Raw genomic sequence first — 23,032 nt, 5'->3', positions numbered from 1 at the left:
GTCAGCAGTTCAATTGTGCACGGTACGAATAACTCTCGGACGCACGGCGCGTACTCCGCGACACTAGTGCGGGCGCGTCTGGGCAAGGAAGGCCTCCGGGATGGACGGCCATTCGGGCCGCCAGCGGCCGTCGCGTTGATCGTCGGCGATCCCGGTGAGGAGTCCGGTGACGGGTTCGCCGCCGTCGGCCACCAGGCGTGGCAGGCCGTACTCGGCGCAGTCGGCGGCAACGGGAATGAGGACCTGTGTTGCGTCCGTGGCCCTTCCCGCGGCGGCCAGGCACCGGGCGTGCAGCACCCTTGCCTCGAGGAGGGCCCGCGGTCGCCGCGCTGTTTCGAGTGTCCGTACCACCGCCTCCACCCGGGCACAGGCTTCGTCATAGGCGCGGGCGGTCAGGAGCAGCCGGATCTGGGAGTCTTCGTCGATTTCGGTTGTTCGTGTGCTGATGTCGGTAGGTTGTCGTCCTGACGTCGATCGATCTGTCCGAGTGTGGAATTCGGTGCCCGGTTCCAATCCGCAGCGGATCCGCTCGTTGTCGATTCGCGCGGCGAGCCGCGGCAGTGACAACTTCCGGGCGGTGTCTGCGCCCTCGTCCAACCGCTGCGCAGCCGCGGGCATTTCCCCGCGCAGGGCCTTGATCCGGGCTCCGGTGCCGTAACTGGCGAGCATGAAATCCACGACGCCGCCCTCGGCGCCGAGGCGGTAACTGGCATCCAGCAGGCGCTCGGCCTCATCGATCTTGCCCTGCTGATACAGCAGGTCACCGAGGAGGGCGCCGGACAGCTGGGCCGCATACGAGTGGACACCGACGGTGACAACGGCGAGGTCCCAGGCGGCCCGGAAGTGGTCCTCGGCGGCGGTGATGTCGAGGAGCTCGTTGGCGGCGATACCGGCGAAACAGTGCCCGATCATCCCGAAGTGCGGGCCGTGGGTCTGCTGGTGGTAGGGCCGTGCCCAGTTCTGCTGTCGACGGGCGGCGTCGAAGTCGAAGGTGCAGATGTCGGCGAAGGAAGTGACGTCGGCTGCGGCGGCGACGACGAAGGGCGGCAGGGTGTTCGGTCGTTTCAAACATTCGCGGACCTGCTCGCCGGCCCCGTCGATGACGTCGGCGTGGCACCGACCGACATCGGCGATGACTGCTGCCTCCACCCGCAGATCGATCGCCTGCGCCTCGGTCAGGGTGTGCTCGTCGAGGGCGGCCTCGACCCCCGCCAGGGCCGCCTGCATCGGCTCGAGTCGGTGCAGCAGGACGTTGGCCCATGCCACGATCAGCTGGAGCCGGGCACGGTTCTGTGCGAGGAGTGCGGGCAGTTTCGCGACCAGAGCGAGGACCGTCCCCATCTTCGAGCTTTCGATCAGGCTCATCGCGTGCGACTCGATCAGGTCCACGGCACGGTCGTCATCTCCGGCGGCCAGCGCATGATCGACCGCCTCGCCGAGCGCGTGGTGGTCGGCGAACCAGTCCGACGCTCTCCGGTGCAACCGTGCGAGCTGCTCGGGTGCGTCGCGCTCGAGCCGGCGTCGGAGAAACTCGGCGAACAGATGGTGATAGCGGAACCAGTCCCGGTCGTCGTCGAGGCTGCGCAGGAACAGATCCCGCTCTTCGCGACCTCCTCGAGCAGCGCCTGCCCGCGGGTCGTGTCTGCAAGGACCCCCGCGAGGTCGCCGCAGATTCGTTCCGGAATCGAGGTGGCCATCAGGAAGTCGAGAAGTTCGGGTTCGAGGGCGCTCAGCACATTCTCGGCCAGGAACTCGCCGATGGCATGGTGTCGCCCGGACAGGTGGGCGATCAATTCGCCCGCATCGGATCGGCCGCGGAGCGACAGGGACGCGAGCTGCAGAGCGGCGACCCATCCGTCGGTGGAGCGTGTCAGCGCGGCGAGCTCGGAATCGGCCAGCGCGAGTCCGTTCACGTCGACGAGAAATCGGGTGGATTCGTCGAGGTCGAAACGCAGGTCCGCGGCGGTGACCTCGACCAGTTCGTCGCGAACCTTCATTCGGCCGAGAGGCAGTCCGGATCGGGTCCGGCTGGTGACAATGAGCTGAAGGTGGTGGCAGCCGTTGTCGAGCAGGTAGTCAAGGGCGGCGAGGGTCGCGGAATCGGTGACCCGGTGCCAGTCGTCGATCACGACCGCCACCGGCATCCCCCGGTCGTGGACCTCGTCGACCAGTGCGGTCAGCACGTAACGGTCGGCGTCGTCGCCGCGGTCCTCGAGAACCTGACCGAGATCGTGGCCCAGAGTGGGCTGCACACGCCGGATCGCCTCGATCAGATGCGCGAGAAACCACACGAGGTTGTTGTCGTCGTTGTCGACGGAGAGCCACGCCACCGCCGTGCCTCCGGCGGCGAGCACCTCGCGCCACTGGGCGGCGAGGGTGGACTTGCCGTACCCGGCGGGTGCGTGAATGAGCACCAGCCGGCGCCGCCGCGCGGCCCGCAGAGCCTCGAGCAGCCGTGCCCGGCGCACCAGGGCCTTCGGTGCGATGGGTGGCCGGAATTTCGTCGCCGGAGTCGGCGGCGCAAGCCGCGTCCGTTGCGTGCCTGCGGGTGTCTCGGTCGGCACGGGCACGGATTTCGGCGAGCCCACGTGCACATCTGCGGGACCACGGAGCGGCGGGTCCTCGTCGGCAAGCGCTCCCGCCCGGGCCTGAGTGTCGCGCAACTCGTCCCCGAACTCCGCCGCCGTGCGTGGGCGAGCCGTCGGTTCGGCGGCCATGGCGTGCCCGATCACCGCCGTCACCGCATCGGGAATGGCCGGATCCCGCAAGTCCGGCACCGGCTCGGTAGTGATCCGCACAAACTGGGCGACGAGCTGTTCGCCGCTGGGGCGTTCGAACGCGGCGTGCCCGGTGAGCGCGCAGAACAAGCTCGCGCCCAGGCTGTAGACGTCCGATGCCGGGGTGGGGCTCTGCCCGGCGAGGACCTCGGGGGCGGTGAACGCGGGCGAACCGGTGATCACACCGGTACCGGTCTCGAAGCCCCCGGAATTCGGGCGATCCCGAAATCGGCCAACTGCGCGTCGCCGTATTCGGTCAGCAAGATGTTCGCCGGTTTTACGTCGCGGTGCACGACCCCGGCCTGGTGGGCGGTCTCGAGCGCCCCGGCCAACGCGATCCCCATATTCAGGGTATCGGCCCAGTTCAGCGGGCCGGTGCGGCGGATCGTGGCGTCGAGCGAGCCGTACCGGTGATACGGCATCACGAGGTACGGTCGGCCCGCCGGGGTGGTGCCGACCTGCAGAATGGTGACGATGTGGGGGTGCCCGGACAGTCGGCCCATCGCCCGCTGCTCGCGCAGGAACCGCTCCAGTTCCTCGGGGTCCGGGTCCGCGGCCAGTACCTTCACCGCGACCAGGCGGTCCAGATGCGGCTGACGGCATCGGTAGACGACCCCGAACCCGCCGCGGCCGATTTCTTCGAGGTCGGTGAATCCGGCGGCTTCCAACTCTGCCGTTATGTCCCCGGCGTTGTCACGCTGGGTGGCAAACGGATCGAATTCGGCCATCGCACGCCCCATCCCGGTCGGGCGTCACCACACCGGTGCCAGGCTCGAGTCATCCCGTCGTCGGCGGGCGGGTGAACCCAGAGTATCCCCGCGACCGCAAGAGGGGTACCGGCCGGGCCGGTCTCCCGGAGTTCGAAATGTACGACCTCGAGATGAGGAAGGGTCTTCTCGTCCACCAGGTACGGGCGCCCCACCGGCGTGCGATCGATCGGCGGCTACGGAAGGGACAGTGCGGACCGTCGGATCCGCGGGACGTCGGCAACGGTTCGCGTGTGCAGGGATTCGAGCGGTCGACACTCACCGCGTCGGGGTCGGCGGCTGCGCTTTCGTCGATCCCCTTCAGTCATGCCACCCCAGACACCGTAGGTTTCACCCATCACGAGTGCGTGATTGCCGCACTGCGCGAGAACGGGGCAGGGCCGGCAAATCTGCCGCGCCCGTGTTTCGCGGCGGTCGCGGGCATGGCCGCGTTCATCGTCAGGCGAAAAGAACACTGCCAGTTCGGCATCAAGGCACGCGGCACGCGCCCACCAGTCGCCGGAATCGAGAGTGACTTCGCCCCTGCGCGGGAAGAGATCCTCCAGGGTCGGTTCGCTCATCGCTGCCCGCCTGCGGTGTTGCCGGCCTGCTTGACCAGGCCGCCGCCGATGATCAGGCGCTGGATCTCGCTGGTGCCCTCGTACAAGCGCAGCAGCCGGACGTCCCGGTAGATCCGCTCCACGACGACCTCGCGCATGTACCCGCTGCCACCGTGAATCTGCACCGCCAGGTCGGCAACCTTCCCGACCATCTCGGTGCAGTACAGCTTCGCGACCGACGGGGCGATCCGCCGGTCGGTGCCCTCGACCCAGGCGCGGGCGGCGTCACGTACCAGCGCCCGCCCCGCCATGACGCCGGTTTGCTGATCGGCGAGCATCGCCTGCACCAACTGGAAGTCCCCGATGGCGCTGCCGCCCTGCGTTGCGGTCGCCGCGTAGGCCACCGACTCGTCGAGCGCACGCTGCGCCTGCCCGACCGCCAGCGCCGCGACGTGCACGCGGCCACGGGCCAGCGACGTCATCGCCGCACGATAGCCGACATCCTCACTGCCACCCACGAGAGCCGAGGACGGCACCCGCACGTCGTCGAAATGCACGGTCGCCGTGGTGGACCCGGCGTGCCCCATCTTGCGGTCCTTGCCGCCCACATGCACGCCGTCAGCATCGGCCGGGACCAGGAACACGGCGATGCCCGGGCCATCACCGTCGGCGGGCCGGGTGCGGGCGAACACCACGAACAGATTCGCGATCAGGGCGTTGGTGATGAAGCGTTTCTCTCCGGTGATCAGCCAGTCGTCGCCGTCGCGCACCGCCTTGGTGCGCAGCCCGGCCGGGTTGGATCCGGCGCCGGCCTCGGTGAGGGCGAACGAGGCGACGACGTCGCCGGATGCGATGTCCTCGAGCCAGGTCGTCTGCTGCTCCTCGGTGCCGTAGTTGACCAGCACCTGCCCGGCGATGCCGTTGTTCGTCCCGAACATCGACCGCAGAGCCAGGGTGGTGTACCCCAGCTCCATTGCGAGTTCGACGTCCTGGGCAAGGTTCATGCCGAGGCCGCCCCACTGCTGGGGGATGGCGAACCCGAACAGGCCCATGTCCTTGGCCGCGGCCCGGATCTCGGCGGGGATCGCGTCGGTCTCGTCGATCTCCTGCTCACGCGGAACCACCACGTTCCGGACGAACGCCCGGGTATGGGAAAGGATGTCGCGGAAGTCGTCGTCATCCAACTGCGTTGTCGGATCACTGGTCACGGTGGCGGTGACGCTTGTCTCCTGAAAATCGAACCAATCGTCAGCTCACGCAGCCGGCGAGCCTCGGGACGCCGGGTGCGGCGTGTGGTGGGTGCTTCCAGGATCGCTCAGCTATCGAGGTGTCGTGGTGTTCCAAAGTGGAACACAGGTGGGTTGCAACATGCTCTTACGTTTGATCCACACGCCGTGGCGGCCATCACAATGTCGCCCATCCGCTGCCGAGGGTCACACACGTCCTCGGGCCCCGCCCTGCTATCCCCGAGTCTGTTTCAGGAGAAACACATGACAAATACAACATCGTCGCCGCCTGCGATGACTCCCCGTCGTGCAGCGACAGCCGCGCTCCTCGGCAGCGCACTGGAGTACTACGACTTCTTCGTGTACGGCGCCGCAGCCGCTCTGGTCTTCAACGTGTTGTTCTTCCCCTCTGGCGATCCCGCCGTCGCGCTCATCGCATCATTCGCGACGTTCGCTGTGGGTTACGTAGCCCGACCTGTCGGCGCGGTGGTGATGGGACACTTCGGCGACCGACTCGGCCGCAAACGCGTCATGCTGGCCACAGTCGTGATGATGGGCATCGCGTCCTTCGCCATCGGGTGCCTTCCCACATACGCACAGGTGGGCCTGTTTGCCCCGGTACTGCTCGTCGCCCTCCGCATCGTTCAAGGATTCTCCGCGGGGGCCGAATCGGCGGGAGCATCGACGTTGACCGTGGAGCATTCCCCGGTGGGGCGCCGGGGATTCTTCACGAGTTTCGTCATGGTCGGCTACGCCGTCGGCTGCTCACTGGCCACCGTCGTGTTCCTCCCGGTGGCGATGCTGCCCCACGACGCGCTGCACACCTGGGGCTGGAGAATTCCCTTCTGGCTCAGCGCCGTAGTCGTCGTCATCACCTATTACGTGCGAAGCCATCTCGACGAAACTCCCGCGTTCACCGAAGCTCGCGAAGGAAGCCAAGTTCGGAAGCGACCGCTGAACGACGTAATCACGTATCACTGGCGCGACGTGATCCGAGTCGCCGGAGCATCACTGATGGCGTCGATGCAAACCCTGTTTGCCGTGTTCAGCCTGTCGTACGCCACCTCGGTCGGGGTGGATCGGGGCGCAATGCTCGCCGTCATTTCCGGAGCAATAGCGTTGTCGATTGTCAGCATCCCTGCGGCCGGCTACCTCTCCGACGTGATCGGCCGGAAGCGAACGATGCTGATCGGCGCTGTCGGCGGTGCGCTGACCATCTTCGCGTACCTGTGGGCGATTTCGACAACGAATATCCTGCTGATCGCAATCTTCGCGTTCATCAACATGTCGCTGTTCTTCAGCTGCTACAACGGCGTGTGGACGTCGTTCTTCGCCGAGCAATTCCCGGCACCCGTTCGATTCACCGGCATGGCGGTCAGCAACCAGATCGGTAACCTCCTTGCAGGATTCGCACCGCTCATCGCAGCCGTGCTCCTCGGCGCGGGCCCGTCGGGCTGGCTTCCGGTTGCAATGTTCGGTGCGATTGCCACCGGAATCGCTGGGATCGCGGTTATCGGAATGCGTGAGACGTCGAAGACTCCCGCAGAATTGCTCGGTGGTCCGCGAAGTGCGGAACTGCTGGGTCGACTGCCCTCCGAAAATCTCGATCCTTCCGAGCGCTCTGCGGCCGCCACCACGAGTTAGTCCTTCGAGGACGATGAACAGCCCCCCGGCTGGATTATCGGGGGCTGTTCAGTCGTGCCGGATCGCCCCGGGATCACGGACCGGGTGCGATCATTCGTTCGTCGGCATTGATTTTCAGGGCCCGCATCTTGCGGTACAGGGTAGTGCGGCCGATGCCCAGAATCTTGGCGGCGCGCGCCTTGTTGCCGTCGGCTTCGCGCAGGGCGCCCTCGATCGTCTCGCGCTCCGCCTGCTCGTAGCGGCTCAGCGAGGACAAGGCCGTCTGCCGCATGGGTGCGGGCAGATCCTTGGTCTGAATCAGGCCGCTGCGAACCGGATACGGGAGGGCGGTGAGGAGCCGGGTCAGCTCGGCGACGTTGCCGGGCCAACGCCAGGCCAACAGGCACTGGAGCGCAGCGGGGGAGAACCGCAGAGCCGGCGCGCCTGGGAAGAGCTCAGCAGCGACCGCGCGCACGATGTCGGGCAGCTCGTCGCGCAGTTCTGTGAGGGAGGGGACGCGCACCGCGGACGGACCGCCATCTGCTCCGACTTTGTCTGCATCGCCGGTGCATTCGGTGAGGACGATCCGGGCACCCGGTGGAACTCCCGGCCGCGGGAGCCTGGCGAAGTCAACGAGACGCGCACGCAGGTCATCGGAGAGATCGTCTCCTCCCACCACGACGATCCCGCGGCCTCCGCGCAACGCGGCTTCCCCGCCGACCCAGACCGCGTCGTCTGCGGCGAGGTCGCGGGCGGTGACGACCTCGGGCTCCTGGCTGGTGTGTTGGCGAAGCCATCTCGCGGCCTGGTGGCGTTTGCCGGTGCCGGGGCCTCCCACGACGCGAATGAGCCCGTCGATGTCTGAGGAAACGCTCAGCTGCCGTTGCACGTCGGTGTACGGGGTCGGCCGGGTCCGATGGGACGTCACACCGTCCAGCGCAACGCCGCCGGCAGGTGCGGCCGCACTGTCCGGGTTGTGGGCGACGGTCATCTGTCCGGCTTCGGCCGCTGCGGCCTGCTCCGTGAACTCCAGCGCGAAGATCGCGTCCTGACCGGCGCGGCCGAGGCGCCGAACCATGGCCTCGGCGCCGAGCGTGGGCAACTCGAGCTGCAGCTCGTCCTGATCCCAGCGGTGGCGGCGTAGCTTTTCCCACAAGTCGGCGTGGGACTCCGCGTCGAAGTGGGCGAGGGCGGGCAGGTCAGTCATGACCGTTTCCGAGTTCATGACGAGGACGGGGTGCCGCGAGGACCGGAAGAGGCGGTAGGTGCGCGCCAGCTCGAGGTCCCGGGAGTCGGCCATCAGCTCGAGCGCTTCGGCGATCTGATATCCGGCCTGCCGCACCATCGCGACCATCAAAGGGCTGGCGGCGTCGACGTGGGAGGCGATGGAGAGCGAGCCCACGATCCGGCCGGTGATGGGGTGCTTGATCGGAGCGCCCGCGCACGCGAGTTTGGCGAGGGCGTCGTTGAAATGCTCGGTGCCGCGGACGAATACGATCCCGCGCGACTCGATGGGAGTGCCCAGCCCGTTGGTGCCCAAGGACTGTTCGGAGAAGTCGAATCCTTCCACTGCGCTGGCCCGGTCCAGTGTCCGCTCGTCCTGAGCGTCGACGATGCGGCGGGAAACGATGCGGCCGGCCTCGTCAGCCAGGAAGAGGGTCATCCGGGAGTCGGTGAGGTTGGTCTGCCATTGGTCCAGGATCCGGCCTGCGGCACGCAGGATGGCGCTGTCCGGGTCGATCTCCCCCAGAATGTGGGGTCCGGCCCCGGGATCGACGCGGTGCGAGACCGAGCGGCGCCAGCTCTGCTCGATCTCCTCGGCGACGAGGGACGCGGGAACGGAAGCCCGGACCAGTCCCTGCGTGATCAGTCGTTCCCGGGCACTCCGGACCTCGTCCTCGCGGCGTGACTTTTCCATCACCATCCCAGTGTCAAGCAGTCAAGACGATGCGTCCAGCAACGCCCCCGGCGGTGAGGTCGTCCAGGGCGCGGGATACCTCGGACGCGGACAGCGCCCGTTCGACGACCGGGATGTCGGGCAGCTTTCCGCTTCGCGCGATCCGCACCAGGTCCTGCAGCTGCGAGAGAGTCCCTACAAAGCTGCCTTCGATATGGATCATGCGCAGGGCCAGCAGTGCGGTTGGGATGGTCACTTCGCCGCCGAAGAGCCCGACCTGGACCATGTGCCCCGCCTTGGTCAGGATCTCGAAAGCCGACGTGGCCGTGACGCCGTTGTTGACGAAGTCGACGACGGCGCTGGCAGGTCCCCCGGCCGCGCGTCGGATGTCTTTGGCCCCACTGCCGGGCCCGGAAAGGACCGTACTCGACGCGCCCATGTCCCGGGCCAGGGAGAGATTTCCCTCGGCGACATCGACCGCGCAGATGTTGCGGTGACCCCGGGCACGGAGCAATGCGACGGCCGTGAGGCCCAGACCTCCCGCGCCGAAGAGGACGACCGGCTCGTCCGGTTCGAGGGGGAGTATCTTGTCCACGGCGCTGTAGGCGGTGAGGCCCGAGCAGGCCAGGGTGGCAGCCCAACTCGGGTCGATGCCGTCGATGTCGACGAGGTACTTCTCGTCGGGCACGAGGATGTATTCGGCGTAGCCGCCGTGGCAGGCCACGCCCAGGTTTCTTCCTGCAGCACAACGGTTGTCGTTGCCTTCGCGGCAGTGGCGGCACTCGCCGCAGCCGATCCACGGGTAGATCAGCCGCGCGTCGCCCGGACGAACGGATTCGACGTCTTCACCCACCTGTTCGACGATGCCGACGACCTCGTGGCCGAGCACCATCGGGTACTCGATACCGCGGTCCTTCATGCTCATCAACCCGCGGCTGCCCAGATCGTAGCCGCCCGCCCGCAGATGGGTATCGGTGTGGCAAACACCGGCCCGCGTGACCTTCAAAAGGACCTTCCGGCCCTCTGGCCTCGGGGTCGGAATTTCCAAATCATGGATCGTGGGGTCGTCGGGGTGGACGGCGAATGCATGCATCAAGAGTCCCTCTTTCAGGGTGTGGCTGTCGGGTGTCCCCTCATCATGTGCAGAAATTCGAGGCGCAATGTGTTTCACATCGGAACACAGGTGAGTCGGAACATGCTCCTACGTTTGATCCAGGAGCCGTGGCGGCCATCACATCGGGACGGCCGCGGCAGGTAGGACACAGAACACGGACGAGGCATAACCCACCTGGTCCGAAACCGAATCAAAGGCAACCATGACCACCAACATCTCCGAACAGCTCAGCGTCACTTCCGCCGATGCCGAGGGCCGGGACGTGCTGCGCGACCTCTACGTCGATTGGTCCCAGATCATGGCGGCGACGCCGGACCTGACCATGCGGCTGTTCCGTTCCATGTTCGACGAGTGGCACCAGCCGACCGTCGAGCCGGAGGGCGTGACGTACCGCGAGGACACCGTCGGCGGCGTCCCCGGCATCTGGTGCCTGCCGGAGGGAGCGGACACGTCGAAGGTGCTTCTGTACACGCACGGCGGCGGATTCGCCGTCGGCTCGGCGTCCAGCCACCGCAAGCTCGCGGCCCACGTCGCCAAGGCGGTCGGCGCCGTCAGCTTCGTGCTGGACTACCGCCGGGCCCCCGAGTTTCAGCACCCTGCCCAGGTAGAGGACGGTGTGGCCGCTTTCGATGCACTCGTCGCATCCGGCATCGCCCCGCGCGACATCACCACTATCGGCGATTCCGCCGGCGGCAACCTCGCCATCGCCATCGCCATGGCCCTCCGGGAACAGGGCAAGCAGGGCCCCGGCGGGGTCATCGCCTTCTCCCCGTGGCTCGACATGGAGAACAAGGGCGAAACCCTCCTCACCAACAACGACACCGACGCCCTGATCACCCCGGAACTGCTCGAAGGCATGATCGCCGGCGTCCTCGGGGGCGCCGTCGACCCGAAGACCCCGCTGGCGAACCCGCTGCACGCCGACTTCACCGGTTTCCCGCGGCTGTACATCACGGCCGGCAGCGTGGAATCGCTCCTCGACAACGCCACCCGAGTGGAGGAGCGCGCCAAGGAAGCAGGTGTGGATGTCACCCTGTCCATCGGGGAAGGCCAGCAGCACGTCTACCCGTTCCTCGCCGGCCGCTCCGCCCTCGTCGCCGAGGAGTTCGAGAAGCTCGCCACCTGGTATCGCGCGTAACACCCAGGGCCCCTATATCTTTCACCGCCTTCTTTCCCGCATCAGAACGACACAGGAGTTCGCCATGCCTACACAGATCACTCCCCAGATCGTCGACGCCGTCGTCATCGGCGCCGGTTTCGGCGGCATCTACGCCGTCCACAAGCTGCACAACGAACTCGGCCTGACCACAGTGGGTTTCGACAAGGCAGACGGTCCCGGTGGCACCTGGTACTGGAACCGCTACCCGGGTGCCCTCTCCGACACCGAGAGCCACGTCTATCGGTTCTCCTTCGACGAGGACTTGCTGCAGGACGGCACTTGGAAACACACGTACATCACCCAGCCCGAGATCCTCGAATACCTCGAGGGCGTCGTCGACCGTTTCGACCTGCGCCGCCACTTCCGCTTCGGCACCGAGGTCACCTCCGCCGTCTACCTCGACGACGAGGCGCTGTGGGAGGTCACCACCGACACCGGCGCCGTGTACCGGGCCACCTACGTCGTCAACGCCGTCGGACTGCTTTCCGCCATCAACCTCCCGAACCTACCCGGTCTGGACACCTTCGAAGGCGAAACCATCCACACCGCCGCCTGGCCCGAGGGCAAGGACCTCGCCGGCCGCCGTGTGGGCGTGATCGGCACCGGCTCCACCGGCCAGCAGGTCATCACCGCCCTCGCACCGGAGGTCGAACACCTGACCGTGTTCGTCCGCACCCCCCAGTACTCCGTCCCGGTCGGCAAACGCCCCGTGACGACCGAGCAGATCGACGCCGTCAAGGCCGACTACGACCGGATCTGGACACAGGTCAAGGATTCCTCCGTGGCCTTCGGCTTCGAGGAGTCCACCGTGCCGGCGATGAGCGTCACCGAGCAGGAACGCCACCGCGTCTACGAGGAGGCATGGCAGCACGGCGGCGGCTTCCGCTTCATGTTCGCCACCTTCGGCGACATCGCCACCGACGAGGAAGCCAACGAGACCGCAGCATCGTTCATCCGCTCCAAGACCGCCGAGGTCATCGAGGACCCGGAAACCGCCCGCAAACTGACCCCGACCGGCCTGTTCGCCCGCCGCCCCCTGTGCGACGACGGTTACCACCAGGTCTTCAACCGGCCCAACGTCGAAGCCGTCGCCATCAAGGAAAACCCCATCCGCGAGGTCACCGCCAACGGCGTGATCACCGAGGACGGCGTCCTGCACGAACTGGACGTGCTCGTGTTCGCCACCGGATTCGACGCCGTCGACGGCAACTACCGCCGCATGCAGATCCGCGGCCGCAGCGGCCTGAACATCAACGACCACTGGAACGGACAGCCCACCAGCTACCTGGGCATCACCACCGCGAACTTCCCCAACTGGTTCATGGTGCTCGGCCCCAACGGCCCGTTCACCAACCTGCCGCCGAGCATCGAGACCCAGGTCGAGTGGATCAGCGACACCATCGACCACGCCGAACGCACCGGGCTCCGCGCGATCGAGCCCACACCCGAGGCCGAGACCGAATGGACCGACACCTGCACCGAAATCGCCAACATGACGGTGTTCACCAAGGTCGACTCGTGGATCTTCGGCGCCAACATCCCCGGCAAGAAGCCCAGCGTCCTCTTCTACCTCGGCGGCCTGGGCAACTACCGCGCCGTCCTCGCCGACGTCACCGCCAACGGATACCGCGGCTTCGAGTCGGCCGACACGATCGCGGCCTGACACCCTTCACCACCACACAGGAGAACCACCCATGGGTGTGTACACCACCATCGACCCGGTCACCGGGGACCAGAACGCGCAGTACCCGGAGATCTCGGATGCGGAACTGGACGATCTCATCGGACGCAGCACGGCGGCATACCGCTCCTGGCGCACCACACCGCTGGAGCAGCGCCGCGTCGTCCTCACGCGCGCCGCCGAGATCCACCGTGAACAGGCCGACGAGCTGGCCAAGCTCCTCACCTTGGAAATGGGCAAGCCCATCGCGCAGGCCAAGGGCGAGGTGGAGCTGGTCGCCTCGATCTACCAGTACTACGCCGACCATGTGGAGGAGTACACGGCGGACGAGCCCCTCGACATCACCGGGTCCGGCACGGCCGTCGTCCGCACCGAGCCGATCGGCCCGCTCGTAGGGGTCATGCCGTGGAACTACCCCTACTACCAGGTGGCACGCTTCGCCGCCCCGAACATCGCCCTGGGCAACACGATCATCCTCAAGCACGCGCGGAACTGCCCGCAGTCCGCCCTCGCCATCGAACGGGTCCTCGCCGAGGCCGGTTTGCCCGCGGGCGTGTACCTCAACGCCCTCATCTCCTCTGTGCAGGTCGCGAATACCGTTGCGGATCCACGTGTCCAGGGTGTTTCGCTGACCGGATCCGAGAAGGCTGGGTCCGCTGTCGGCGAGGTCGCCGGCCGACACATGAAGAAGTGCGTGCTGGAACTCGGTGGCTCGGACCCGTTCATCGTGCTCGACGACGCCGATGTCGACGCCGCGGCGGCCGCCGCCGTCGTCGGCCGGCTCGGTAACGGCGGGCAGGCCTGCACCGCGTCGAAGCGGTTCCTCGTCGATGAACACGTGTACGACGAGTTCGTGCGGAAACTCGTCGACGGGATGACCGGCTGGCAGCCCGGTGACCCGACCAGCCCCGAGACGAAGCTCGGACCGCTGGCTTCGAACTCGGGAGCCGAGGAACTGGACGAGCTTGTCCAGGACGCGATCTCACACGGTGCCGACGCCCTGCTGGGCGGCATCCGGCCAGACGGGGCCGGGGCCTACTACCCGCCCACCGTCCTGACAGGCGTCACGCGCGAGATGCGCGCGTTCAGCGAGGAGTTGTTCGGTCCGGTGGCCGTCGTCCACCGCGTCGGGTCGATGGACGAGGCCATCGGCCTGGCCAACGACTCCCCGTTCGGCCTCTCGTCCAGCGTGTTCACCTCGGACCCGGAAAAGGCCGACCGCGTGGCCCAGGAACTCGAGACCGGCATGGTGTGGATCAACAGCACCAGCAAGAGCTCGCCGGACCTGCCGTTCGGCGGCGTCAAGGGCTCCGGCGTCGGCCGCGAGCTGGCCCGGTACGGTTTCAACGAGTTCTCCAACAAGAAATTGGTGCGAAACCCAAAGGGATAGCGATAGTTACATCATCCGCCAGCCACCGACCGGCGCCCACGTGCACCCGCCTCGGTGAAACCAGCCAAGGCGTGGTGCACGGTGAATATTCTTTCTCCGATAAGCTGATGAGGAATACCCCATGGCCACAGATCGCTACCAGCGCGGCCTCGACCGCATGATGGAGCTCGTCTCCCCCGAGCACTCCAACACCTTCGACCACGTCAAGCTCGTGGAGTCCTACAAGCGTCTGGACGCGGACCTGTCCGACTACATCGTCTCCTTCGCCTTCGGAGACATCTACTCCCGAATTGGCCTGAGCCAGCAGGAGCAGACGCTCGTGACCATCTCCACACTGGTCGCCCTGGGCACCGAACCCCAGTTGAAGTTGCATATCAACACCGGCTTCAACGTGGGCCTGACCAAGGAGAAGATCGTCGGTGCCCTGATTCACTGCATCCCGTACATCGGGTTTCCGCGCGTGCTCAACGGCCTGACGCTCGTCAAGGCGGTCATGGCAGAGCGGGGTCTTGCACCGGAGTCCCCCACGGACTGAGCCGATTCGCCCCACCGCGGCGCCCTCGTGGCGCCTGCCGATCCCGCCGACAGCTCGATGACTCGCCATGCCGGTCCGGCACTTTCGTTCACACACTTCTCACTCACACTCCAGGAACGTTCATGCACTTGATAATTGGACTCGGACCCATCGGCGGAAACATCGGTGCGCATCTCGCCCAGCTGGGGCAGGATGCGTACGGCTACGACTTCGACACGGAGCGCGTCCGCGAGTGGTCGGAGGAGACCCAGTCGCCGGCCGGCAGCGACCTGGCGGCTCCCGAGTGGCCGTCCGTGGACAGCGTTCACGTCGCGGTGCGGCTGGCGGACCAGGTCTCGTCCGTGTTCGCGGCGCTCCGGGACCACACCGCACGGCCGCTGACCGTCTTCGTCCACACCACGCTGGCGCCGGAAGACGCCCGGAAGATCATGTCCGAGGCCCCGAACAACTGGCGCGTCTTCGAAGCCCCCGTATCGGGCGGCCCCCAGGGTGCACGCCAAGGCTCGATGACCATCTTCCTCGCCGGACCCGACGCCACCCCCGCCGAGGACCGGCTGCTGACCGACATCTCCGGCCGCGTATTCCGCATGGAGTCCTACGGTCAGCCGGCCCTGGTCAAGCTGCTCAACAACGCGCTGGCCACCTACAACCTGGCCGCCACCGCACGGATGCTCAATCTCGCGGGCCAGCTCGGAATGCCCGCCAAGGGCCTTTTCGACGTCATCGGTGTGTCGACCGGCCAGAGCTGGATGAGCGACAACCTCGTCGACGTCCAGTACGACCTGCTGCTCAAGGATGTCGGTCTGCTCCGCGGCGAAATCGGTGCCCTGCCCGCCGGCGGTCTCGACGACGACGTCGAACAGGAAATCCTTCAGGCTCGTGCGCTGCTGACTTCCGACTAGGTTCGGGGAGCGACCTCGTGCAGCCACCCGAGGATGTCACCCCGGTCGGCGTCGATGCCGGGCGGCACGAGGTCGTAACTGGCCGGCGTCGCCGAGAATGTGATCGGGTTGCGGACCCCGGGAAGCGCTTCTTCGCCGTCTCCCACCTCCACGACGGGTTCCAGCCCGAGGCGCTGCGCGAATTCGATTCCGCCGCGGACATCGTTGATCGGGGCACACGGCAACCGTGCCTCGGTGAAGTTGTCGAACCATTCGGAAGCAGGCTTGGCGGCCAACAATTCCTGCAGGATGGGGCGCAGTACCGAACGGTTGTGGCTACGGTCGGGTGGTGTCGCAAACCTGGGGTCCGCAGCCAGCTCGGGCGCACCGATGACATCGCACAGAGTCCGGAACTGCCTATCGTTTCCGATGGCGAGGACGATGTCGCCGTCCGCGGTGGGCAGCGGCTCGTAGGGGTAGATGCTGGGATGCTCATTGCCCATGCGGGTCGGCACATTTCCGCTGAGCAGGAACCCGGCGGTCTGATTGACCATGCCTGACAGCGCCGAGGACATGAGGTTCACCTCGATGCGCTGGCCCCGGCCACTCCGGCCGCGCTCGTGCAGCGCGGAGAGGACGCCGATGGCGGCATGGAGTCCGGTGATGACGTCGAAGACCGCGACGCCGGAGCGGTAGGCGGGGAGATCCGGATCTCCGGTGAGGCTCATCAGTCCGGACATCGCCTGGACGAGCAGGTCGTATCCGGGCAGCGCTGCTCCTCCGGCCGAGCCGAATCCGGTAATGGACGCATACACGACAGCGGGATTGCGTTCCCTGATGGACGCATACTCCAGGCCGAAGCGGTCCAGTCCGCCCGGCTTGAAGTTCTCGACGACGACGTCGGCGCTCTCTGCAATGCCGCGGGCCGTCTCGAGATCGGCGGGGTCGCCGAAGTCCAACGCGATCGACCTCTTGTTCCGGTTGATCGACAGGTAATACGTGGACTGGCCGTCGAAGACCGGCGGTTTCCACGCACGTGTTTCATCACCGGACGGGCTCTCGACCTTGATGACGGTGGCGCCCATGTCTGCGAGAAGCATGGTGCAGTAGGGCCCGGCAAGGACCCTACTGAAATCGGCGACAACGATTCCGGCCAACGGACCGCTTGCGTTGCGGCCGAAGGCATCCTGGTGCTGTCGTCCCGGTTGCCGATCTTCGGTGGCCTCCGGGGCGATGGCGGTGTCGTTGCTCTGCAGTGTCATGAGGCTTCTTCCGTGTGGGAAATCCCCTCAACCATCCCACCGCCATTACTTCGCGTCCAATACTTACTGGTGGCCGAACTATTTCAATTCGTGAAATAATCTTGAGATGGACTTCCAACAACTGCGGGTGTTCCTCGCCGTGGCCGAGGAACTACATTTCGGGCGGGCCGCCGAGCGGCTCCACCTCGCGCAGCCGCCGGTCAGCCGGATAGTGCGACAACTCGAGCGCGACCTCGGAACCGACCTCTTCATCCGGAGCACACGCAGCGTCCGGCTGACCGCGGCAGGAACAGCGCTGGTGGCACCCGCCCAGGAGTTGCTCGCCGCCGAGAAACGGGCCCGCGCCACCGCGCTGGCCGCCGATCAGGGGGAGGCAGGGACTGTCACGTTCGCCTATGCCGGTGCCTCGACCCACGTACTCGTGGGAGTGCTCGCCCGGGAGGTCAGGAAGGCCCACCCGGGGATTGAATTACGGCTCCACAGCCAGGATTTCGCACTCCCGGCCCTTGCCCGGGTTCTCCGGGGCGAGGTCGACGTCAGCCTCGGCCGGTGGGATTTCGTGCCCGCCGGTGTCCAGTCCCGCATCATTGTCGAGGAACACCTCGTCGTGGCCGTCCCGGCATCCCACCCGCTCGCCTCGAGAAGGGAGGTGCACGTGGCGGAACTTGCCGGAGAGCCGTTCGTGGCCCTGCCTCCGCACGAGGGCTCGGTCCTGGGTGACCGGCTGCGCAGACTGAGCCTGGGGGCAGGGTTCGATCCCGACATCGTGCAGAGGGCACCCGATTCGTGGACCGCCATGGCGCTGGTGGGTGCCGAAGTCGGATGCTCCCTGACGGTATCGTCCGTGGCTGAGAACGTGACGGACCCGCATGTGCACTTCCTGCGGGTGCTCGACGAGACCCTGCCGATCCATCTGCGCATGGCGTGGCGCCCGACCTCCGACAACCCGGCCCTGCCCCCGGTCCTCACGCTTGCGGAACGCGTCTGGCCCGGCCGTCCCGACGCAGCCCCGCACACGTAGAACAGCCGCCCGGTCACACTCTCGACGACGCGCGGGGCACCGGCGACATCGCTGCCATTGGTCGGCCACCCGAGCGCCGTACCATGGCGACGGACGCAGCGGCAATCCACAGTGCAGCAACGATATACGGGGACACGTCGGCCAGGCTGTCCGCGACGCTGGCGACGAGGTTGGGAAAACCAATCCGATCGAACACCCATCCGACTGCTGCTGCCGCGGCCAGCACGGCCGCGGATACCCGAACGGGATGGTAGGTGCGGGTCCGCGCGAGCACGATGAGCGGCGGCAGTACGACAGCGACGACGGCGAGTTGCATGAGTTCGATGCCGATGTTGAAACCCAGCAGACTCACTGCGAGTTGCCCGCCGGTGAGATCCAGCTCGGTGAGCGTCGCGGAGAACGCGAGACCGTGGACGAGACCGAAGATCCCCGCTATCAACGCCTCGCGGCCGGCAAAGATCGGCACTATCGCGTGAACGGCAGCGACGAGAATGCTGATCGCAATGAGCACCTCGACGGGCTGCTGCGGAACCGGAAAGCCGATCGTGCCCAATGCGAGAGTGACCGAGTGGCCGACGGTGAAAGCCAGCGTGATCGCAGCTATCTTCCGCACCGCCACCACGGGCCGCGCTGGACCACCCCACCGCCGGGCGGCGACGAGCAACGGAGCGGGTAGCAACAACGTGAGCAGGAACAGCTGGTGATCAGTTCCCTCCCGGATGTGCGTGATGCCGAGCGAGACCATACTGACGAATCCCTGCCAGGCGCTTCCGTCGTCGAGGTGTACTGTCAGTGGCGTGATGTCGCCGGTGACGGAGTCCACTCCGACGGTGCCGATCTCTCGCCCGGAATCTATTGTTCCCGTGGACCAGTCGGATCGAACGGTGACCAGGACGACATGGGTGACCACGCGATGGATCACTGCGTCGTAGCCGAGATCGAACGAGCGTTCATCGGCTCCGGCGGGTGGAACCAGATGCGCCGTCGTCGTGAGCGTGTCATAGATTCCGGTACCGAGGTCCTCCGCTGAGCCGACGGTGAATTCGTCGAACGTGACCGCCCACGGCCGGCCGTCCAGCGCGGTCGGCACGAAATGGTCCTCGAGATAGTCCACCAGTTCGCTCGAATGCGCGTCGACCTCGGCCTGGCCGGCGGATCCGAGGTCGATCCCGCTTGCCGCCTCCAGGTCGCTCAGTGGAATCGTCAGTGCGGCATCGATTTCCCCGGAACGAACATCGAGCTCGATGGTGGTGGTCGGTAGAACGTGAGCGTGTGCGGTGCCACCCACCAGCCACACTCCGATCGAAGAGAGCACCACCAACAACCCCGCGGCCGACTTGCGCAGTCGAGGGGGAGTTGACCGGCGTATCTCGAGCGGGGCGATCACTCCTGCGTTCCGCCGTAATCCGTCGTCCGATCACGCCACACCGAGTGCGGGTGATTACCGGACAGCACGATGCCGTGCTGCATCGAGAACTCGATCCAGACCGACGGTCCGTCGATCCGCACGTAGTCGTTCTGCTCTGTCACACCGGTGCTACCCGAGTACGAGACGTAGGTCTGGTCCAGCTCGCTTTCGTACTTCGCCAGGATGGTGGCCGCGTCCGCGTCGTCGATGTCGTCGACGTAGGTGGCGATCGCGGCCATGACCAGTTGCTTCTGTTCCGGTGTGAACGTCGAGACCTGCACGCCTTCCTTGGTGGTCGGGAATGCCCAGTCGTTACCGGGTTTGAGGACCAGATCGCTGTACACGGAATCGAGCTTCGCTGTGGCCAGCTCCTCGGTGGACATTCCCGCGAGCATCGCCGCGAACGAAGACTGCTCGTTGGCGAGAGGGGAATTGGACGTGCCGTTCTGCTCGAAGGTGCCGAACGGTTCGACCCCGCGGAACGACGGGGTCGCACCGACGAGCGCGCCGTCGATGTAGGTGTTGGCGAAGGCCAGATGGTGGCCGCCGAACTGCAATTCCCACGTCCCGGAATCGGACGGGGTGCCGAGGAAGGCGATGTAGTAATTGCCGCGGCCGTAGTCGGTTCCGCCGCCGTTGGCCGCGAGGTAGTCGTCCGCGTTGAGCAGCTGTTGGATCTCGTCGTACCCGTCGCCCGCCGCCGATCCGGTGACGGCCTGCAAGAGGGTGTCGAGCGCGGTGATTTGAGTGTCGTCGAGTTCACTGAGTTGCAGGCCGATCCGCCCCTGACCGCCTCGGAGCAGTGCCTGCGGCAGATTCGACCACTTCTGCGCATTCTCGAGCGAATACTCTTGTTGTAGTGATGCTTTCTGATCGTCGGTCAGCGTCGTCGCGAAAGCCTCGGCGCCGGCGACGACGGTGCCCGCGTCGGCGGTGGCAGCAGTGGATGCGACAGAACTCGAAGCGGAGGTGGCGGTTGGGGTGGTGGTGCTGTCGTTGTCCGTCCCGCACGCCACGATCGAGAGTCCGAGAAGCATCGTCATCGAGGACGCGACGATCAACTTCTTCGGTGAGGTGACACGGGAGTTCTGAGTTCGCATGGGAGGAGCGTAAGAGCGCAGAATCCGGTCAACCCGTGAAGTCGCTGGCACTTTCCTGTGAAGAGCTTTCCTGACGACTATCAGCGCAACACACATGCGACCGACTCTTGGGACGAATCGAGCACAATCGAGAGATCGGCATCGAGACCGCGGGTGACGGCTCGGGCAAGCTTGGCGCCCGGAAGACTGACCAAGACGTGGCCGACGGCGCCGCCTCAGGGACCCCGAGTCTGCAGTCTGATCGCCCGAGGAACTAGCTGTACCCGGCCCAGGACAGTAGTGGCAGGATGTCGGCTTGATGTGAGAATCGCCGCCGGTTGGGGTATGCCTTGCCCAAGGGCCCCTCGGCGGCGACGAGGGGCTTTGATGTCGCGCCGCACCGTCCACAGTATGAGGCCAGGGGTTTCACGGTTCGGATCGTCCTTCTGCCAATTCCGGAGCACGGATCGTGGACGTTCGGTACGTCATGCGTGTGCGGAATCCAGGATTCTCCTTGCCCGCTCCGCGACGGGGAGGTCCACGAATTCGCCTCCGGGCAGTCGCACCGCGGCTCCGCCTGCATTCTCGAATGCATCGACAACCTCTCGAGCCCAGTCGATTTCGTTCTGTTGCGGACTGAATGTGGTGTGGATGGCCGGTAGCTGAGCGGGATGGATGGCGGACTTGCCGAACAGGCCGAGGGCGCGGCTGTGGGTGGCCTGGCGGAGGAGTCCGTCGGTGTCTTCGATGTGCGGGTAGACGCTGTCGATCGGCGGGGCGATGCCGGCGGCGCGAGCGGCGACGACGAGGTGGGATCGCACGTACTGCATGGGGATGTCTCCGCCGCCTGTGCCGAGGTCTTTCTGCAGGTCGATGCCGCCGAGCGCGATGTGTGTCACTGCGGGGTGGTCGGCGATCGCGTAGGCGTTGGCGACGCCTTTCGCGGTTTCGATGGCGCAGATCAGGGGCTTTCCGGGTGCCCGGTCTGCAACCCAGCGGATGTCGTCGAGTGTCTCGACTTTGGGGATTCGGATGCCGTGCGCCGATGCGGCGACGGCATCGAGGTCGGCTTCGGCGAGTTCGGTGCCTGGGGCGTTGATGCGCACCCACGCGGTGTGGGTGGTGACGGCGGATGCGACGTTCGCCCTGGCGGTGGCCTTGTCGGTAAGCGGGACCGCGTCCTCGAGGTCGAGGATGACAGCGTCCGCGCCCGCATCGAACACCTTTCCGAGGAGTTTTCGGTTGTGGCCGGGGGCGAATAGGTAGCTGCGGTCCATCAGAGGACTCCCTTCTCGGTGAGCCTGGTCAGTCGGTCCGGGTCGATGCCCAGGGTGTCGTGATAGAACTGCTGGTTGTCCTGCCCGAGGCGGCGGCCGGCGAAGTTGATCGAACCGGGTGTTCCGAGCATGCGGATCATGAGGTTCTGCATCTTGATCGGGCCGAGGTCGTCGTCGTCGACGGTGGTGATGCAGTCGCGGGCGAGGACGTGCGGATCGTTCATCAGTTGCGCGACGTCGTAAATCGGTGCCAGTGCGGCGCCGACGCGTTCGAATTCGGCCGTGACCTCGTCGAGCGGTCTGTCTACGATCCATTTCGCGACCGCCTCGTCGAGCAGGTCGCCGTTGCGGCTGCGTTCGCCGGCGGAGTCGAACCAGGGCTGGTCGACGATGTCGGGTCGGCCGACCAGTCGCATGACCCGCGCAGCCACGGAGGTGGCGCTCGCGGAGATGGCGACCCACCGCCCGTCCTTGGTGAGGTAGGTGTTGCGCGGGGCGTTGTTGGGGGATCGGTTGCCGTTGCGGCCGGCGATGGTGCCGAGCTGGTCGTACGCGGTGGGTCCGGGGCCCAGGATCCCGAGCAGCGGTTCGAGCAGAGACAGGTCGATGACCTGCCCCTTTCCGTCGCCAGCCGGGCCGATGCGGTGCAGCAGCGCGGTCACGACGCCGAAGGCGCCGGCGAGTCCGGCGACACCGTCGGCGAGGCCGAAGGGCGGCAGCGTCGGCGGACCGTCCTCGCCACCTGTTTGGTGGGCAAATCCACTCATCGCCTCGGCGAGGGTCCCGAATGCTCGGCGTTCTGCGTAGGGGCCGGATTGACCGAAGCCGGTGACCCGCAGCATGACCAGCCCCGGGTTGAGAGCACGGAGCCGATCCGGGCCCAGTTCCCATTTCTCGAGAACGCCGGGACGGAAGTTCTCCACCAGTACGTCGGCGTCGACGACGAGGTCGCGGAGCATCTGCTGACCGTCGGTGGTGCTGAGATTGAGGGTGATGCATGTCTTGTTCCGTGAGATGACCTTCCACCACAGCCCGTGTCCGTCCTTCCGGGCTCCGTGTGTGCGGGCCGGATCGCCGGTGGGGTGCTCGATCTTGATCACGTCCGCCCCGTAGTCGCCGAGCAGCATGGCGGTGATCGGTGCGGCGTAGACGGTACTGATGTCGAGGACTCGGATGCCGTGCAGCGGACCGGGCGCCGGAGATGAGCCGTCGCCCGTGCTCTCGTCGGCCTGGTCGTCAGGCGAGTGGATGTCGCTCGGGTGTGCAGTCATAGGCTGTCCTCGCGTGTGGGGGAATCGATACGGGGTGCGGCGCTTCGCCGCGGACGAGTGCCGCCCGACAGGTGGGTACCAACAGGTGTCACGGTGCGGTTGGGGAGTGCCGAGCCGCCGCTGCC

General features: G+C 66.4%; 16 protein-coding genes and 1 pseudogene. 7 read left to right on the top strand and 10 right to left on the bottom strand.

Annotated elements, in window-relative coordinates:
- Window positions 1-63 precede the first annotated feature (63 nt).
- From ACFWAY_RS23180 to ACFWAY_RS23170, 3 genes and pseudogenes are all read right to left on the bottom strand, one after another.
- Window positions 64-3,505, bottom strand: a pseudogene (locus ACFWAY_RS23180) (protein kinase).
- Window positions 3,506-3,720: 215 nt separating this feature from the next.
- Window positions 3,721-4,104, bottom strand: a complete 384-nt coding sequence (locus ACFWAY_RS23175) for a WhiB family transcriptional regulator (protein WP_378512318.1) — start codon at window positions 4,102-4,104, stop codon at window positions 3,721-3,723.
- Window positions 4,101-5,291, bottom strand: a complete 1,191-nt coding sequence (locus tag ACFWAY_RS23170; protein WP_378512317.1) for an acyl-CoA dehydrogenase family protein — start codon at window positions 5,289-5,291, stop codon at window positions 4,101-4,103. The genes ACFWAY_RS23175 and ACFWAY_RS23170 overlap by 4 nt, the downstream gene beginning before the upstream one ends.
- A gap of 282 nt (window positions 5,292-5,573) precedes the next feature.
- On the opposite strand from ACFWAY_RS23170, the gene ACFWAY_RS23165 reads away from it, so the two are divergent.
- Window positions 5,574-6,953, top strand: coding sequence for an MFS transporter (locus ACFWAY_RS23165; RefSeq protein WP_378512316.1), 1,380 nt, complete (start codon window positions 5,574-5,576; stop codon window positions 6,951-6,953).
- Window positions 6,954-7,026: 73 nt separating this feature from the next.
- On the opposite strand, the gene ACFWAY_RS23160 is transcribed toward ACFWAY_RS23165, so the two are convergent.
- Window positions 7,027-8,850, bottom strand: coding sequence for a helix-turn-helix domain-containing protein (locus ACFWAY_RS23160; protein ID WP_378512344.1), 1,824 nt, complete (start codon window positions 8,848-8,850; stop codon window positions 7,027-7,029).
- 13 nt (window positions 8,851-8,863) lie between these two features.
- On the bottom strand, window positions 8,864-9,922 hold the full coding sequence (locus ACFWAY_RS23155; RefSeq protein WP_378512315.1) for an alcohol dehydrogenase: 1,059 nt from the start codon (window positions 9,920-9,922) through the stop codon (window positions 8,864-8,866).
- Between the two features lie 223 nt (window positions 9,923-10,145).
- Between ACFWAY_RS23155 and ACFWAY_RS23150 the strand changes: the two genes are divergently transcribed.
- From ACFWAY_RS23150 to ACFWAY_RS23130, 5 genes are all read left to right on the top strand, one after another.
- Entirely contained in the window at window positions 10,146-11,081 is a 936-nt protein-coding gene (locus ACFWAY_RS23150) for an alpha/beta hydrolase (RefSeq protein ID WP_378451153.1), read from the top strand.
- Between the two features lie 64 nt (window positions 11,082-11,145).
- Entirely contained in the window at window positions 11,146-12,765 is a 1,620-nt protein-coding gene (locus ACFWAY_RS23145) for a flavin-containing monooxygenase (protein ID WP_378451154.1), read from the top strand.
- A 31-nt stretch (window positions 12,766-12,796) separates the two neighbouring features.
- Entirely contained in the window at window positions 12,797-14,173 is a 1,377-nt protein-coding gene (locus tag ACFWAY_RS23140) for an NAD-dependent succinate-semialdehyde dehydrogenase (protein WP_378451155.1), read from the top strand.
- A gap of 121 nt (window positions 14,174-14,294) precedes the next feature.
- Complete coding sequence (locus ACFWAY_RS23135) at window positions 14,295-14,708, top strand: carboxymuconolactone decarboxylase family protein (protein WP_378451156.1); 414 nt, start codon at window positions 14,295-14,297, stop codon at window positions 14,706-14,708.
- Between the two features lie 122 nt (window positions 14,709-14,830).
- Complete coding sequence (locus tag ACFWAY_RS23130; RefSeq protein WP_378451157.1) at window positions 14,831-15,610, top strand: NAD(P)-binding domain-containing protein; 780 nt, start codon at window positions 14,831-14,833, stop codon at window positions 15,608-15,610.
- On the opposite strand, the gene ACFWAY_RS23125 is transcribed toward ACFWAY_RS23130, so the two are convergent.
- Window positions 15,607-16,851, bottom strand: a complete 1,245-nt coding sequence (locus ACFWAY_RS23125) for a CaiB/BaiF CoA transferase family protein (RefSeq protein WP_378512314.1) — start codon at window positions 16,849-16,851, stop codon at window positions 15,607-15,609. The genes ACFWAY_RS23130 and ACFWAY_RS23125 overlap by 4 nt on opposite strands.
- Before the next feature lie 106 nt (window positions 16,852-16,957).
- Between ACFWAY_RS23125 and ACFWAY_RS23120 the strand changes: the two genes are divergently transcribed.
- The gene (locus tag ACFWAY_RS23120) at window positions 16,958-17,872 is read left to right on the top strand and encodes a LysR substrate-binding domain-containing protein (RefSeq protein ID WP_378451159.1); all 915 of its coding nucleotides are present in this window, start codon (window positions 16,958-16,960) and stop codon (window positions 17,870-17,872) included.
- Between the two features lie 13 nt (window positions 17,873-17,885).
- Here the strand turns inward: ACFWAY_RS23120 and ACFWAY_RS23115 are convergent, their stop codons facing one another.
- The 4 genes from ACFWAY_RS23115 to ACFWAY_RS23100 form a co-directional block, all read right to left on the bottom strand.
- Entirely contained in the window at window positions 17,886-19,187 is a 1,302-nt protein-coding gene (locus tag ACFWAY_RS23115) for a HupE/UreJ family protein (RefSeq protein ID WP_378512313.1), read from the bottom strand.
- 68 nt (window positions 19,188-19,255) lie between these two features.
- On the bottom strand, window positions 19,256-20,380 hold the full coding sequence (locus tag ACFWAY_RS23110) for a DUF3500 domain-containing protein (RefSeq protein ID WP_378451161.1): 1,125 nt from the start codon (window positions 20,378-20,380) through the stop codon (window positions 19,256-19,258).
- A gap of 464 nt (window positions 20,381-20,844) precedes the next feature.
- Window positions 20,845-21,636 (bottom strand): HpcH/HpaI aldolase/citrate lyase family protein, encoded by a 792-nt coding sequence (locus tag ACFWAY_RS23105; RefSeq protein ID WP_378512312.1) that lies wholly within the window; start codon window positions 21,634-21,636, stop codon window positions 20,845-20,847.
- Window positions 21,636-22,907: a CaiB/BaiF CoA transferase family protein gene (locus tag ACFWAY_RS23100; RefSeq protein ID WP_378451163.1), complete on the bottom strand. Its 1,272-nt coding sequence runs from the start codon at window positions 22,905-22,907 to the stop codon at window positions 21,636-21,638. Before ACFWAY_RS23100 ends, ACFWAY_RS23105 begins: the two co-directional genes overlap by 1 nt.
- Window positions 22,908-23,032: the final 125 nt, after the last annotated feature.

It is taken from the genome of Rhodococcus sp. NPDC059968, assembly GCF_042738615.1.
Taxonomy (GTDB): Bacteria; Actinomycetota; Actinomycetes; order Mycobacteriales; family Mycobacteriaceae; genus Rhodococcus_F.
Note: the sequence above shows the minus strand (reverse complement) of the source record. Positions and strands in the feature narration are given on the sequence as shown.

Coding starts and splice junctions, on each gene's coding strand:
- ACFWAY_RS23175 (WP_378512318.1), bottom strand. CDS start 4,104: ATGAGCGAACCGACCCTGGAGGATCTCTTCCCGCGCAGGGGCGAAGTC.
- ACFWAY_RS23165 (WP_378512316.1), top strand. CDS start 5,574: ATGACAAATACAACATCGTCGCCGCCTGCGATGACTCCCCGTCGTGCA.
- ACFWAY_RS23160 (WP_378512344.1), bottom strand. CDS start 8,850: ATGGAAAAGTCACGCCGCGAGGACGAGGTCCGGAGTGCCCGGGAACGA.
- ACFWAY_RS23155 (WP_378512315.1), bottom strand. CDS start 9,922: ATGCATGCATTCGCCGTCCACCCCGACGACCCCACGATCCATGATTTG.
- ACFWAY_RS23150 (WP_378451153.1), top strand. CDS start 10,146: ATGACCACCAACATCTCCGAACAGCTCAGCGTCACTTCCGCCGATGCC.
- ACFWAY_RS23145 (WP_378451154.1), top strand. CDS start 11,146: ATGCCTACACAGATCACTCCCCAGATCGTCGACGCCGTCGTCATCGGC.
- ACFWAY_RS23140 (WP_378451155.1), top strand. CDS start 12,797: ATGGGTGTGTACACCACCATCGACCCGGTCACCGGGGACCAGAACGCG.
- ACFWAY_RS23135 (WP_378451156.1), top strand. CDS start 14,295: ATGGCCACAGATCGCTACCAGCGCGGCCTCGACCGCATGATGGAGCTC.
- ACFWAY_RS23130 (WP_378451157.1), top strand. CDS start 14,831: ATGCACTTGATAATTGGACTCGGACCCATCGGCGGAAACATCGGTGCG.
- ACFWAY_RS23125 (WP_378512314.1), bottom strand. CDS start 16,851: ATGACACTGCAGAGCAACGACACCGCCATCGCCCCGGAGGCCACCGAA.
- ACFWAY_RS23120 (WP_378451159.1), top strand. CDS start 16,958: ATGGACTTCCAACAACTGCGGGTGTTCCTCGCCGTGGCCGAGGAACTA.
- ACFWAY_RS23110 (WP_378451161.1), bottom strand. CDS start 20,380: ATGCGAACTCAGAACTCCCGTGTCACCTCACCGAAGAAGTTGATCGTC.
- ACFWAY_RS23105 (WP_378512312.1), bottom strand. CDS start 21,636: ATGGACCGCAGCTACCTATTCGCCCCCGGCCACAACCGAAAACTCCTC.
- ACFWAY_RS23100 (WP_378451163.1), bottom strand. CDS start 22,907: ATGACTGCACACCCGAGCGACATCCACTCGCCTGACGACCAGGCCGAC.